This window comes from Lentilactobacillus hilgardii DSM 20176 = ATCC 8290 (genome assembly GCF_000159315.1).
Taxonomy (GTDB): Bacteria; Bacillota; Bacilli; order Lactobacillales; family Lactobacillaceae; genus Lentilactobacillus; species Lentilactobacillus hilgardii.
On sequence record NZ_GG669992.1, the window covers coordinates 350,586 to 364,310 of the forward strand.

The 13,725-nt window shown below is 40.8% G+C and carries 13 protein-coding genes and 1 other annotated feature; of the genes, 12 read left to right on the plus strand and 1 reads right to left on the minus strand.

Annotated elements, in window-relative coordinates; genetic code table 11:
- Positions 1 to 24 precede the first annotated feature (24 nt).
- The 12 genes from HMPREF0519_RS01685 (at position 25) to HMPREF0519_RS01740 (ending at position 12,853) form a co-directional block, all read left to right on the plus strand.
- On the plus strand, positions 25 to 1,056 hold the full coding sequence (locus tag HMPREF0519_RS01685) for an ABC transporter substrate-binding protein (protein WP_187117499.1): 1,032 nt from the start codon (positions 25 to 27) through the stop codon (positions 1,054 to 1,056).
- A gap of 6 nt (positions 1,057 to 1,062) precedes the next feature.
- Positions 1,063 to 2,157: an Ldh family oxidoreductase gene (locus tag HMPREF0519_RS01690; RefSeq protein ID WP_003634094.1), complete on the plus strand. Its 1,095-nt coding sequence runs from the start codon at positions 1,063 to 1,065 to the stop codon at positions 2,155 to 2,157.
- Positions 2,158 to 2,163: 6 nt separating this feature from the next.
- On the plus strand, positions 2,164 to 3,468 hold the full coding sequence (locus tag HMPREF0519_RS01695) for an O-acetylhomoserine aminocarboxypropyltransferase/cysteine synthase family protein (protein WP_003634095.1): 1,305 nt from the start codon (positions 2,164 to 2,166) through the stop codon (positions 3,466 to 3,468).
- Positions 3,461 to 4,633 (plus strand): amidohydrolase, encoded by a 1,173-nt coding sequence (locus tag HMPREF0519_RS01700; protein ID WP_003634097.1) that lies wholly within the window; start codon positions 3,461 to 3,463, stop codon positions 4,631 to 4,633. The genes HMPREF0519_RS01695 and HMPREF0519_RS01700 overlap by 8 nt, the downstream gene beginning before the upstream one ends.
- A 9-nt stretch (positions 4,634 to 4,642) precedes the next feature.
- Positions 4,643 to 5,836 carry a pyridoxal phosphate-dependent aminotransferase gene (locus HMPREF0519_RS01705; protein ID WP_003634099.1) on the plus strand — a complete coding sequence of 398 codons (1,194 nt, stop codon included), beginning with the start codon at positions 4,643 to 4,645 and terminating at the stop codon, positions 5,834 to 5,836.
- A complete protein-coding gene (locus tag HMPREF0519_RS01710; RefSeq protein ID WP_003634101.1) occupies positions 5,833 to 6,831 on the plus strand; it encodes an NAD(P)-dependent oxidoreductase in 999 nt (332 codons plus the stop codon). The genes HMPREF0519_RS01705 and HMPREF0519_RS01710 overlap by 4 nt, the downstream gene beginning before the upstream one ends.
- A gap of 16 nt (positions 6,832 to 6,847) precedes the next feature.
- Complete coding sequence (locus HMPREF0519_RS01715; protein ID WP_003634102.1) at positions 6,848 to 7,267, plus strand: GNAT family N-acetyltransferase; 420 nt, start codon at positions 6,848 to 6,850, stop codon at positions 7,265 to 7,267.
- 383 nt (positions 7,268 to 7,650) lie between these two features.
- Positions 7,651 to 8,649: a ketopantoate reductase family protein gene (locus HMPREF0519_RS01720; RefSeq protein ID WP_040472612.1), complete on the plus strand. Its 999-nt coding sequence runs from the start codon at positions 7,651 to 7,653 to the stop codon at positions 8,647 to 8,649.
- A 509-nt stretch (positions 8,650 to 9,158) separates the two neighbouring features.
- Positions 9,159 to 9,857 (plus strand): amino acid ABC transporter permease, encoded by a 699-nt coding sequence (locus HMPREF0519_RS01725; RefSeq protein WP_003551247.1) that lies wholly within the window; start codon positions 9,159 to 9,161, stop codon positions 9,855 to 9,857.
- 15 nt (positions 9,858 to 9,872) lie between these two features.
- Positions 9,873 to 10,628, plus strand: coding sequence for an amino acid ABC transporter ATP-binding protein (locus HMPREF0519_RS01730; protein ID WP_003551248.1), 756 nt, complete (start codon positions 9,873 to 9,875; stop codon positions 10,626 to 10,628).
- Positions 10,628 to 11,443 (plus strand): transporter substrate-binding domain-containing protein, encoded by an 816-nt coding sequence (locus HMPREF0519_RS01735; RefSeq protein WP_003634109.1) that lies wholly within the window; start codon positions 10,628 to 10,630, stop codon positions 11,441 to 11,443. Before HMPREF0519_RS01730 ends, HMPREF0519_RS01735 begins: the two co-directional genes overlap by 1 nt.
- A gap of 71 nt (positions 11,444 to 11,514) precedes the next feature.
- Positions 11,515 to 11,758 (plus strand) — a binding site (T-box leader).
- Positions 11,759 to 11,854: 96 nt separating this feature from the next.
- Positions 11,855 to 12,853, plus strand: a complete 999-nt coding sequence (locus HMPREF0519_RS01740) for a ketopantoate reductase family protein (protein WP_040472613.1) — start codon at positions 11,855 to 11,857, stop codon at positions 12,851 to 12,853.
- A 4-nt stretch (positions 12,854 to 12,857) separates the two neighbouring features.
- Here HMPREF0519_RS01740 and HMPREF0519_RS01745 read toward each other — a convergent pair whose 3' ends face one another.
- Positions 12,858 to 13,700, minus strand: a complete 843-nt coding sequence (locus tag HMPREF0519_RS01745; RefSeq protein ID WP_003556843.1) for a prephenate dehydratase — start codon at positions 13,698 to 13,700, stop codon at positions 12,858 to 12,860.
- Between the last annotated feature and the right edge of the window lie 25 nt (positions 13,701 to 13,725).

Consider the following 13,725-nt stretch of genomic DNA (forward strand, 5'->3'; position numbering starts at 1 on the left):
TACATTATTTGAGGAGTGGCGTATTTGAAAGTAAAACATATCATTATCAGTGCATTAGGGTTGTTACTGGTTGCCGGTGGTCTTGCAGGCTGTGGCAATAAACAAAGTGCTGATTCAACGAAGGGTTATAAGAACGGAACAATTACAATTCCGGCAAAGAATGGATCTATTTGTGGTGCTCCTAACTATATTGCCTACGAAAAAGGGTTTTTCAAGAAAAACGGCATTAAAGCAAATCTGGTTGCCAAGCCAACCAATATTGCTGATTTGGAAGCTGGTTTTGCCAGTGGTAAATATGATGCACTAAATGGAGATTTTCAATATTTGCCGGCAATTCAAAATGGTGCTCAAATTCAAGCTGCAGGTGGTATTCATCAAGGTTGTATTCAGGTACTGGTCCCAAAGAACTCGTCTATTAAATCCGTTAAAGATTTGAAAGACAAAACCATTGCGACTCCAGGGCAGGGATCAACACCTCAATTTGTTGCTTCGATTGCGCTCCAGCATGCAGGAATTGATCCTAAAACAGGTGTCACATGGAAAACTTACGATTATGACTTATTAGCCAAGGCAGCCCAAAAGGGTCAAGTAGATGCAATTGGAAACGTTGATCCATACGCCTATCAAGCAATCAAAGAAGATCATTTCCGGGTAATTGTTGATAATAACAATCATGCCGGAAATAATGAAATGGCAAAAATGGGCATGAAAAAGGATGGTTCCTGTTGTTACTTATACCTTGCTGATAAACTGACCAAACAAAATCCGAAGAAAGCTAAAGCGATTGTTAAAGCTTATCAGGAGGCTGCTGACTGGATCAACAAGCATCCACAGCAAACCGCTTCAATTTTATTAAACAAGAAATATGTTTCATCCAGTAAATTTGTTAATCAGAAAAATGTATCTAATTTGATTGCCAGCTACCATTTTGGGTTGAAAAAATCAAAGGGTAAAGCCGACGTGACTTACTATGCAAATCAATTAAAGCAAGCAGGATTTTTAAAATCCGATACAAATGTTAAGCAACTGGTAAATAAAGCATATTACGATGGCTAAATATTGATGGAGGTGACCAGTGTGAGAATAAAAGTGTCAAAAGAAAAACAGTTTATTGAACGGATATACAACGGTTATGGCTTTTCACGCAAAGACAGTGCTTTAATTGCCGATACCCTGGTTGATGCCGATTTACGCGGCATTACATCGCATGGGGTCCAACGGCTTGCCATGTATGACCGAAAAATCAGATCAAAGTATATTATCCCTTACAATAAATGGACGGTGCTCAATCAAACGAAAACCAGTGTTTTAGTAGATGCCAATCACACAATGGGTCAGCTCGTATCAGTATTTGTGATGGATCATATCATTAATAAGGCACAGCGTCATGGCCTTGCAATTGGAATTGTACGGAACTCTAATCATTTTGGTGCTGCTGGGTATTACGCCAGAATGGCTGCCAAGAAAGGACTGATCGGGATTACATCTACAAATACTAACCCGTTACTGGTACCGCCACATGCAAGGCAACCATTCTTGGGTAGTAATCCACTTGCGTTTGCGTTTCCGACCAGGACGGGGTCGTTTGTATTTGATGCGGCAACGTCAACCGTTTCTCTTGGGAAAATCGAGGTTTTGCTGAAAAATAACCGACAGGTACCCGGAGAATGGGCGATTGATGGGAACCGTGAACAGCAAAATGATCCGCAGACAATTCTTGATGAACTTTCACGAGCGCATCGACTGGGTGGCATTTTGCCATTGGGAGGACTTGATGAGGCCAATTCAAACTATAAGGGATTTGGTATTTCTTTAATCGTTGAGTGTTTAACATCGATTTTGGCTCAAGGGTCGATTTCTGCCGATCTTGGGAATAAGAATCATGATATTAGTCATTTTTTTCTGGCACTTGATCCGACGTTATTTGGGAGTCTTGATGATATTGAAGGATCTTTATCAGACATGCTGGAAAGAATGCGTCATTTAGACCATTTACCTGACGACGAGATTACAATTCCCGGAGATAAAGAAATTCAAAACTATGATAAAAATCAGACTAACGGTGTTGTTGACGAAAAAACGTTAAACGAAGTGAATGAAATTGCTGATCGGCTTGGTGTTTCCGAGTTGGTAACTTCAAATACAATCAGGGAGTGATCAGGTTTGACTGAAGAAAAATTTGATACATTACGAATTCACGGCGGATATGATCCGGCCAAGCATAACAATTCCGCAACGGTTCCAATTTATCAGAATGTCGCTTTTGCACTGGGTTCCGCAGGAAGAGGCGAAGCCGTCGCTCAGGGAACCGTTCCTGATGCTTATATGTATTCTCGGGTTGGCAATCCAACGGTTGGCGTCCTTGAAAGACGACTGGCGGCATTGGATGGTGGCACGGAGGCAGTTGCTGTTGGCTCAGGCATGGCCGCAATTACTTATGCCATTTTAAACGTTGCAGAAGGCGGTGGTAGAATTATTGCACCATATGACATTTATGGTGCGGCACTGGATGAATTTGAAACACTTTTTCCAAAATATGGCATTAATTTTGATTTGGTTGGCAATATTAATGATTTTGACGAGGTAAAATCATTGATTCAACCTGATACAAGGGCAATTTATGTAGAAAGTGTTGCAAACCCGACAACAGAGATTTCGGATGTGGAAAAATTGGCCCGAATTGCTCATGAGGCTCATATTCCACTCATTGTTGATAATACTTTTTCAACGCCTTATTTGTTCAAACCAATTCAGTATGGTGCAGATATTGTCGTTTATTCATCTACAAAAGGAATCAGTGGGCATGGCAACGTTGTGTCAGGTGTGATTATTGATGGTGGGCATTTTGACTGGGAAAATAGTCAATTTCCACAGTTCCAGGAAAATGAATTTATTTTGAAAAGTGCGGAACATCCAGAAAATTACAGTTATACGACCGTCTTTAAAAAACAAGCGTTTATCAAACGAATTCGGATGAAGTATCTTCGCTTAATGGGCGCGGTTTTAGGACCATTCGATGCTTATCTGGAGTTGGTCGGGTTGGAAACAATTTCCGAACGGCTGGATAAGGAAGTGGCAACCAGCTTAAAAATTGCCAACTATTTGGAGAAAAATCCACATGTAAAAGCGGTTTATTATACCGGATTACCTGATTCATCCCAGTATTCTTTGGCTAAAAAGTACTTTCCAAAAGGAATCGGAACTGTGCTGTCCTTTGAGTTGAACGGGACAGCTGAGCAGACAAAGAAAGTTGTCGATGCGGTTAAGTTATTTCTGTATTTACCAAATGTAGGAGATAGTCGGTCACTGATTGTCAACCCAATTAAAATTACGCATCGAGAAGTGCCCGAGGATCGTCGAGCAGCCAGTCACATTACGGATCAATTGCTTAGATTGTCAATTGGACTTGAGGATAGTGACGATTTAATCAACGACTTGGATCAAGCAATTAAAACAGCATTTGAATGAGGTGAATCTTTTGACGATTGACACAAAGACCAATATTCTACCAGAAATTATTAACCTGAGACATCAATTCCATCGTCATCCAGAACTGTCCAATCAGGAATTTGAAACAACCAAGCAGATTGCGGCAATTCTTTCAAATTGGGGAATTTCAATTGTTCCAACGGATTTGGATACCGGTTTATTGGCTGAAATAAAAGGCGGTCAACCCGGACCAATGATTGCGCTGCGTGCCGACATTGATGCGTTACCGATTCAGGAACAAACCGATTTGTCCTTTAAGTCTGAAAATCCCGGTGTCATGCATGCTTGTGGTCACGATCTTCACTTTTCAAGTTTACTCGGTGCTGCTTATGTTTTAAATGCACAAAAAGAAACGTTGAAGGGAACGGTCAGATTATTGTTTCAGCCGGCTGAAGAAGCTGGTCATGGTGGTGATCAGGTATTGGCCAAGCATGTTTTGGATGGTGTACGGGGGATTGTTGGGTTTCATAACAACCCTAATCTGCCGGTAGGACAAATTGCGTTGCAGGCCGGTCCTTTGATGGCGGGATGCTATCGATTCCTAGTGACCATTCATGGTGCGGGTTCACATGGTGCCAGACCTGAAAAAGGAAAGGATCCAATTATTACTCAAGCGGCAATTATTTCTCAGCTGCAGACCATTGTTAGTCGAAGTAATAATCCCTTTGATGCAGTGGTCGTGAGTGTGACAAAAGTTCGCGCCGGTAAAACCTGGAATGTACTACCCGGCGTTGCAACACTTGAGGGGACAGTCCGGACATTCTCAGATGAAAATACGGCATTGGTAAAAAAACGATTTTATTCAATTGTAAATGGTATCGTTGATGCCTATGAGCAAACGGCTGATATTGATTGGAGTGTTGGCGCTTACCCAATTAAAAATGATCCTACAATTACAGCCGTTGTTAAGAGTGGGTTAAAAGCTAAGGTCATTAAGCCCGAGTTGACAATGACAGGTGAGGATTTTGCAACGTTTGAAGCACCAATCCCCGGAACCTTTGCATTTATCGGGTCAAACGGCCGTCCAAATGCTTCGGATTTACATGATCCGGGTTTTGTTGGCGAAGATGAAACCATTTCTGCTGCAATTGATTATTTTGTCCAAAGTGCAAACAGTTTATTGACTTACTTTAATTCAAAATGAGGTGGTTGGATGATTGATATTTCATCCTTAATTAAAAATGATCTGCATAAGGTTGCACCATCACTGATTCGGCAAATTAACAATCGGTTCGGACAAATTCCCGATATCGTTAATTTAACAATTGGTGAACCGGATTTTCAAACGCCGGACCATATTAAACTGGCGGCGGTCCAGAGTATTTTAAATAATCGCACCCACTATGCGCCCAATCGGGGGACCAAAGAACTACTGACAGCGATTAGTAATTACCTGGCAAGCCGATTTGGATTGGATTACGATCCTGATGATCAAATTGTTGTCACTAACGGTGCTAGTGAGGCTATTAGTACCGTTTTTAACGGTATTATCGGGCCTGGGGATGCTGTGCTTATTAGTTCCCCGGCGTTTAGTTTATATCATACATTGACATTGTTGAACGGCGGAATTCCGATTGAAGTTGATGTTTCATCAACCGGTTTTAAATTGACACCTGATGTTTTGGACCGTTATTTGACACAGTATGGCGACAAAATAAAAATGGTAGTTCTCAATTATCCAAACAATCCGACGGGTGTTACGTACACACCAAATGAAGTTCGCGAACTGGCAGCTGTTTTGCGGAATTACCAAGTGGCTATTTTGAGTGATGAGGTATACAGTGAATTAGCTTATTTTGATGAACACGTTTCGATCGCAACCTATCTTCCGGAGCAAACCCTTTTGGTGAATAGCGTGTCCAAATCATATGCAATGACCGGGTGGCGAATCGGTTACCTATGTGGGGACAAGACAGTTATTAAAGAACTCGCCAAGGTTCATCAGGCTAATGTTGCTACCGTTGGCACACCGAATATGGATGCAGCAACCGAAGCCTTTCTGTTTGGCGATCAGGATATTCGACGAATGAAAGGTGTCTACGATCGGAAACGGGATTATTTATGCAAAGCACTTGAAAAAATTGGCTATGAGTTTGTTTCTCCTAGAGGGGCGTTCTATATTTACGTTCAAGTACCGAAGACGTTTCAAGGAACGGCGATGGCATATGCTGAACAGTTGGCTCAAGATGCACTTGTTGCCGTAGTGCCGGGTGAAGCTTTTGAAAACGGTCATTCGACCTACTTTAGAATTAGTTATGCGACAAGTATGAAAAACCTTCAGCTGGCAGTCCAAAGGTTAGCCGAATATGTCAAACGGCAGTCAGAAAAGGAGGTATTAAAACCATGACAAAAATTCTTGCTTACCACGTTCGGGATGATGAGCAATTCTTTATTGATGAATGGGCAAATCAGCATCATATTCAAGTTGACAGTGTGCCATATGAATTACATGACGATACGGTTGATCGGGCAAAAGGTTATGACGGTATCGACTATAAGCAGCGAAGTATTCTGAGTAGTCGACCGGATTTATATCGAAAATTACATGATTTTGGCATCAAACAACTATCAACCCGATCTGCAGGCATTGACTCAGCTAACTTAAATTGGGCAAAGCAAAATAATCTGCGGGTGACAAACGTGCCGTCTTATTCACCGCCGGCCGTGGCGGAACTGGTGCTAACCCAAGTGATGCAGTTGATTCGTCATATTCCCCAATTTAATCAACGGCTTAACCGTAACGATTATGTGGTAAACGGGTTACGGTCACGCGAATTATCTGAATTAACGATTGGCATTATCGGGGTGGGTCGAATTGGCGGTACAGTTGCCAGAATCTTTCATGCGTTGGGCGCAACGGTACTTGGAAATGATATCGCGTCTCCAAGAGATGATTTAAAAGGCATTTTAACGTATACCTCGAAAGAAGACCTTTATCGTAAATCGGATATTGTAACGGTTCACGTTTACTATGCCAAACAAAATTACCACTTGATTGGTGAAGAACAATTTGACCTGATGCGGGATACAACATTCTTTATTAATGATTCAAGGGGGCTTGTCGTAAATACAAACGCCCTGTTAGCTGCCCTTCATGAAAAACAGCTCGCAGGAGCAGCACTTGATGTCGTTGAGAATGAAACTAATATTTTTAATTTAAAGTTTGACGAGAAAACGCCGGAACCATTATATAACGCGTTAAAAGAACTACCCAACGTGTTATTAACGCCTCATATCGGTTTCTTTACGGATAAAGCCGTTGAAAATATGGTCAAGCAGTCATTGGATGACACACTTGCTATTATTGAGGGTCGACATAGTGAACACGAAATCTTGCTTTAGGATTGGAGTTAAAGAAATGGTTCAAATTAGAAAAATGAAGGTGACGGATTATGCTGCAGCATATGCACTTTGGGAGTCGGTACCGGGGATGAATTTGGCCTCACTTGATAATTCAGAGCAGGGCATTGCTCGAGTTATTAACAAGAATCGCGATCTGTGTTTTGTCGCAGTTGATGATGAGAAGGTTATCGGGACCGCTTTGGGGGCAACTGATGGCCGAAAGGGATATCTGTACCATGTTGCAGTTGCAAAATCCTATCAAGGTCAGCATCTCTCAACCCAATTAATTGATCGGGTCACAACGGGATTTAAGAATAAAGGCATTGATAAAATCGGCTTATTTGTTGTCATTGGTAATGAAGAGGGCAAAAACTTTTGGAAGCATCAGGGATTTAAGGAACGACCAGATATAAAATACTTAGATTTGGACTTATAAGGTTGATACTTAAAAAATCGAAATAGTCAACTTGACAATTAAAATTCAATGAGTTACATTAAAACCACATTAAATTGATGGAAAAAATGCATTGAAAAGGAAAGTAGAATTGTGGTTGTAATCAAGTGAATTCCGTTAAGTGTGAAGGAACAGTGCAAAGCAATTTGAAAATCACCTTTGAGCAGTAAATCCGAACAGTGAAGATTTACGGAAACGCACGCCTTATTGTGCCAACGTATCGTTCAGATAATGAACCGTACGCATAAAGGCAACTTTTAAAGTTGCGAATAAAAGGTGGTACAGTGCAAAAGCGCCCTTGGCTTTGAATAGAAGCCAAGGGCGCTTTTTTCTTTCAAAATAATAGTAAACGGAGGATGATTGATATGAAATTTGTAATGGTTGGTGCAGGCGCTATGGGACTACGATATGGTGTTTTGCTTCAAGAAGCTGGTAACGATGTAACATTTGTAGATACGTGGCAGCAGCATATTGATAAGGTCCGCCAGCAAGGGGGCGTTTATGTTATGCGTGATCATAAAGACCGTCATCTAGTGAAAATCAAATTGGAAACACCGGAAACTTACCATGGTGATCCGGACATTGTGGTTTTCTTTGTAAAACAAATGCAATTAAACGATTATTTAAAGCGCTGTGCCCACTTTTTTAATGACCGTCAATACGCCTTTACTTGTATGAATGGCATGGGACACATTGAAAAACTCCAGAAGTATTTTGCCGACGACAAGATCATTGGTGGGACCGCTTTAATTGCAACCGTCCTTCCAGGCCCTGGTGAAGTTGATTTTATGGGCAAGAGGGGTGCTGGCATGATGAATATGTGCCCACTCAACGAAAAGCCTGACGAGATGTGTCAGCGCCTTTACAATGAATTGGAAAAAGCTCAAATGAATCCGACACTTACAAAAGATTTCACTGGAACATTAATGACGAAGGTGATTTTCAATTCGGTAATGAACTCGCTTTGCACCATGTTTGAAATTCCAATGGGGGAATTCGGTAACTTCTCCGGTGCCCGTGAAATGGCGCGTCAATTAATTGATGAGGCTTATGATATCTGTGCCCGTGCAGACATTAAGCTGGTATCGACACGGGAACAGGAATTAGCTTCTTTGGATCATAACTCACGAATTGATATGCCTTTACATTATCCATCAATGTGCCAGGACATGTTTAAGGATCGTCCAACCGAAGTAGATTACATAAACGGCTACATTGCTAAATTAGGCCGGAAGTATCATTATGAAGCCCACACACATTTATTTGTCACTCAAGAAGTTCATTTGGCTGAATATCATCGGCAAAATGAAGCAAAAAAGCGTCAAATGAAAGAATCAACACAAGCAAGTGTGAAATCTGCGTAAGTTTTGAGAAGAAAAGCATAGAAAATAATTAATCTGTTGAGTCTAAACATGAGATAAACGAAATGAATTTTTATGCATTTTTAACAAATCTCATGAAAATAAAATCTGATCTTGACACCTTTACTATAAAACTGTTAGTATCACTCTGTATATATAATCAATGTGTTGATGAGAAGAGTAGGCTAGTTGTTCTTGGATCAGGGACCATCGGTAAATGAGAAGATGGCTGAGAAACTAATCGAAGATGAGCTCGGAGCAGATTATCAAGGGTGCAAGCTCAAGATACGTGGGAATCACGATACCATTCCGGACATTAAAAAGTGTCTTAAGGTATTGATGACAACATCAATATAAATTCGGGTGGTAACACGGCTAATATAAAAGGGTCGTCCCTCTGCATGTTTATATGCAAAGGGACGGCTCTTTTGTGATATCATAGAATGCCGTTATTATTGGTCTGGTCATAGTGTCAGAAGTAAACTTCATTTTTAAAGGAGGAAATAGTTAATATGTGGCATATTATTCAAACGTCAACGCCTCAGCTGTTGGAAGCAGGCTTTAAATACACGATTCCAATCGCCATTATTTCTTTTGTTATTGGCTTAATCATTGCTCTATTTACAGCATTGATTCGTCTTTCGTCAAAACGAGGTGCTTTTTTAATGCTAAAAGCAATTTTTCGCTTTTACGTTTGGCTTTTCCGAAGCACGCCATTATTGGTTCAATTATTTATTGTTTACTTTGGACTCCCATATTTAAAAATTAAGGGAATCTTCCCGAATGGCATCCAGCTAAATCCGGTTATTGCTGGGATCATTACATTTTCATTGAATACAGGTGCATACTGTTCGGAGACGATCCGGGCGTCCATTTTATCGATTCCAGAAGGCCAGTGGGAAGCCGCATATTCAATTGGGATGACTAAATCCGTTGTTTTAAGAAGAATTATTTTACCACAAGCAATCCGGATCTCATTACCGCCATTGGCAAATAGTTTCATTAGTTTGGTGAAGGATACATCATTGGCAGCTTCGATTACGATTGTTGAAATGTTTGAAGTGAGTCAACAAATTGCTGCCCAAAATTATCAGCCATTAATTATGTATAGTTTGGTTGCTGTTTATTATGCTGTCTTTTGTACCGTACTGACTTGGCTGCAGGGGTATTTGGAAAAGGTAACGTCACGCTATGTAACGACAACCAGATAGGGGGGGGTGGATTGTATGTTAAAACTCGAAAACCTAACGAAAACATTCGGAAACCATCAGGCATTAAAGAATATTTCAACAACTTTTCCAGAAAATCAAACAACGGTCATTGTTGGGCCTTCAGGTTCGGGGAAATCAACTTTATTGCGATCGTTGAATTTTCTTGAAAAACCCGAGTCCGGTCATTATTATTTTGATGATTTGGACATCGATTTATCCAAACCGATTTCCAATCAAACAATTTTAAATATTCGGCGTCATACTGAAATGGTGTTTCAAGGCTATAACCTGTTTCCACATTTGTCCGTCATCAAGAACGTTATGGAAGGGCCGGTTCAAGTTCTGCACAAGAATAAAATTGAGGCAAGAAAACAGGCGGCTGAACTATTGGCAAAAGTTGGCCTGGAAGAGAAGGCGGATGTTTATCCTGCTCAGTTGTCGGGCGGACAAGCACAGCGAGTTGCGATTGCCCGTTCATTAGCAATGCACCCCGACTATATCTTTCTTGATGAACCCACCAGTGCGCTTGATCCGGAGCTTGAACTGGAAGTATTGAAAGTATTACTGCAAATTGCCAAAGAAAAGCAGTCCATGATTATTGTGACGCATAATTTGGCATTTGCTAGACAGGTTGCTGATAAAATGATTTTTGTTGAAGATGGTCGAATCTTGTTTGACGGTTCGGAGCATGATTTCTTTGCTACTGATAATAAACGAATTTTAGATTTTATTTCGGCAATGACATTTTCTGATTTGGAGGAGGATTCATAATGAAAATAGGAAAAGGAATTAAACGGTTTGCATTAACATTAGGGGTTGTCGCAACAGGGGTATTATTGACTGCCTGCGGATCAAGCAACTCATCAAGTAAGGGTGGTTATACATCAGAATTAAAGCAGAGTAAGCAACTAACGATCGGATTGGAAGGCACCTACGCACCCTATTCATATCGACAAGGTGGAAAGCTAACTGGATTTGAAGTTGATTTAGGTAAGGCGGTTGCCAAGAAGATGAACTTGAAAGCCAACTTCGTGCCAACCAAATGGGATAGTTTAATTGCCGGTCTTGGAAGCAGTAAATACGACGTTGTGTTGAACAATATTGCCGAAACGCCTGAACGTAAAAAATCATATATTTTCTCTACACCGTATATTTATTCACGATATGCCTTAATTACTAAAGCCAGTGACAAGTCGATTCAGAAGCTTTCAGATGTCAAAGGCAAGAAGCTCGCCGAAGGAACGGGAACTAATAACGAAGCTCAGGCTAAAAAGCTTGGTGCCAAAATAGTTCCCTCAGGAGACTTTACCACAACCTTGGCATTGATTCGTCAAGGTCGGGTTCAGGGAACTATCAATGCACGCGAGGCATGGTTCGCTTACGCAAAGAGTAATTCTACCAAGGGATTAACCTATCATAAGATTTCTGATTCCCAAGCAGAGCCGGTTAACATTTCTGCAATGTTTAACCAAAAGGATACCAAGATAAAGGCTAAGTTCAATAAAGTCCTACAACAATTGCGTAAGGATGGCACCTTGACTAAATTATCACAGAAGTATTTCGGCGCAGATATTACCAAGGAGTGAAATAATTTTGAACTTTGTGTTGACAATTAGAATTATGTGCGCTAGATTAAAGGCACATTAAAATTTCGATTGAAAATGCAATGAAGAGGAGAGTAGTTTCGCCAAGTCATTTCAGGGAATCCCGGTAAGTGAGAAGGGATAATGATCACCGAAACGAAAGTAGCCTTTGAGCAGTAAATGCGAAGTAATGAGTGTTTACGGAGAGCACGCCTTAAAGTGCCAGTGTATCGTTGAGTAAAATCAGCCGTACATGATAAGGTAATTTGTGAGAACAAATTATAAATTAAGGTGGTACAGTGCTAAAGCACCCTTGATCTTTTATAAAAAGATCAAGGGTGCTTTTTTAATCGAAATGATTAATGGCTTTATGAAATGGTAATCAATGATAGTCAAAATTGGAGGATGATTGATATGAAATTTGCAATGATTGGTGCAGGCGCTATGGGACTTCGTTATGGGATTTTGCTTCAAGAGGCAGGAAATGACGTTACATTTATTGATACTTGGCAGCCACATATTGATAGAATCCGTGAACAAGGTGGCGTTTATGTCATGCGTGACCATAAGGATCGTCAGTTAACCAAAATTAAGTTGGAAACGCCCGAAAGCTACAACGGCGATCCTGACATGTTCATTTTCTTTGTTAAACAAATGCAATTAGATGGCTATCTTAAGCGATGTGCGCACTTCTTCAACGATCGTCAATACGCCTTTACCTGCATGAATGGCATGGGTCACATTGAAAAACTACAAAAGTACTTTGCTGATGATAAGATTATTGGTGGTACTGCTTTAATTGCCACAGTTCTACCAGGACCAGGCGAAGTTGACTTTATGGGTAAGCGTGGTGCCGGCAAGATGAACATGTGCCCATTAGATGAGAAGCCTGATGAAATGACCCACAAGCTTTTCAACGAATTGGACAAGGCTCAAATGCACCCAACCTTGACTGATGACTTTACTGGAACTTTGATGACAAAAGTTATCTTTAACTCGGTTATCAATACGCTCTGCACAATGTTTGAAATCCCAATGGGCGAACTTGGAAACTTTAAGGGCTTTTACTCAATGGGCCGACAATTGATTGATGAGGCTTATGATATTTGTGCCCGCGCCGATATCCACTTGGTTTCTACTCGTGATGAAGAAATGGCGGCGCTTGATCGCAATGTCCGTATCGATATGCCGCTGCATTATCCATCAATGTATCAGGATATGATTAAGGATCGTCCAACCGAAGTCGATTACATCAATGGCTACATTGCTGAACTAGGTCGGAAATATCATTATGAAGCTGCAACCCATCTATTTGTTACACAGGCTGTTCACTTGGCTGAATTCCATCGTCAAAACGAAGCTAAGAAACGTGTTGCAAAGAAGCAGGCTGAGCTACAACGCCAGACAGCTTAATGATTTAGTCGGCGTAAAAGCCAAGTAGATGAACGTTATATTTTGAAGCCATGTCACGAAGCGTTGCGAATATGACCTCCTGTTGATCGCGAGTTCCGGAAACTTCAATATAAAACGAATATTCACCTAATTGGGTTTTAGTCGGTAATGACATTAAGGTAATGAGGTTGAGATCGGCTTTAGCAAAGTATCCCAAAATATCGTAAAGTGTTCCCGGTTTATCATTCGACGAAGGCCTGATAAAGAGCGGAGCCTTAAAATGATTGGTTGTGAGTGTCAGGCGTGAAAGGTCATCCAACTTTGCAGGCTTTGCTTTAAAAATGATAAATCGCGTGCTGTTATCATCTTGATCAGCAACGTTTTCCAACATGAAAGGTGCGGATTGATCCGCCATCTGTGATTGAGGAATAATTGCGGCATCACCCTTTTCACCACGTAAAAATTTCTCTAAAGAAATCATATTGGATGAGGTTGTGATGATTTGGATGCCGGGCATTCTTGATAGCAGCTTTTGACACTGGCCTTCCGTTTTAAATTGAACATATAGTCGCTTAATATGAGTTAAGCTATCAGCGTTTGCTACTAATCCAAAGTTCACCGGAATAGTCATTTCACCGATTTCCGTAACGTCGGCGATTTGTAAACGTTGAAGAGTTGCGGACACATAACCGTCAAGCTGGTTTTCTAATGGCAACAAACCGATATTTTCGCCAGTTACTGCTTGATATACCTGATCAAAAGTGGGGTGATAGTCAAAGATAACGTTGGTATATGGCTGGGTTTTTAAATAAGCTTTTGCGGCTGCATCGGCAAAAGTTCCTTCAGGACCAAGAACTGAAAGTTTCATATTTTTTCTCCTTAATAAATGATTG

Excerpts from the sequence above, each read along its gene's own strand:
- HMPREF0519_RS01745 (WP_003556843.1), bottom strand. The coding sequence starts at position 13,700 with ATGAAACTTTCAGTTCTTGGTCCTGAAGGAACTTTTGCCGATGCAGCC.
- HMPREF0519_RS01740 (WP_040472613.1), top strand. The coding sequence starts at position 11,855 with ATGAAATTTGCAATGATTGGTGCAGGCGCTATGGGACTTCGTTATGGG.
- HMPREF0519_RS01730 (WP_003551248.1), top strand. The coding sequence starts at position 9,873 with ATGTTAAAACTCGAAAACCTAACGAAAACATTCGGAAACCATCAGGCA.
- HMPREF0519_RS01720 (WP_040472612.1), top strand. The coding sequence starts at position 7,651 with ATGAAATTTGTAATGGTTGGTGCAGGCGCTATGGGACTACGATATGGT.
- HMPREF0519_RS01715 (WP_003634102.1), top strand. The coding sequence starts at position 6,848 with ATGGTTCAAATTAGAAAAATGAAGGTGACGGATTATGCTGCAGCATAT.
- HMPREF0519_RS01725 (WP_003551247.1), top strand. The coding sequence starts at position 9,159 with ATGTGGCATATTATTCAAACGTCAACGCCTCAGCTGTTGGAAGCAGGC.
- HMPREF0519_RS01690 (WP_003634094.1), top strand. The coding sequence starts at position 1,063 with ATGGAGGTGACCAGTGTGAGAATAAAAGTGTCAAAAGAAAAACAGTTT.
- HMPREF0519_RS01710 (WP_003634101.1), top strand. The coding sequence starts at position 5,833 with ATGACAAAAATTCTTGCTTACCACGTTCGGGATGATGAGCAATTCTTT.
- HMPREF0519_RS01735 (WP_003634109.1), top strand. The coding sequence starts at position 10,628 with ATGAAAATAGGAAAAGGAATTAAACGGTTTGCATTAACATTAGGGGTT.
- HMPREF0519_RS01705 (WP_003634099.1), top strand. The coding sequence starts at position 4,643 with ATGATTGATATTTCATCCTTAATTAAAAATGATCTGCATAAGGTTGCA.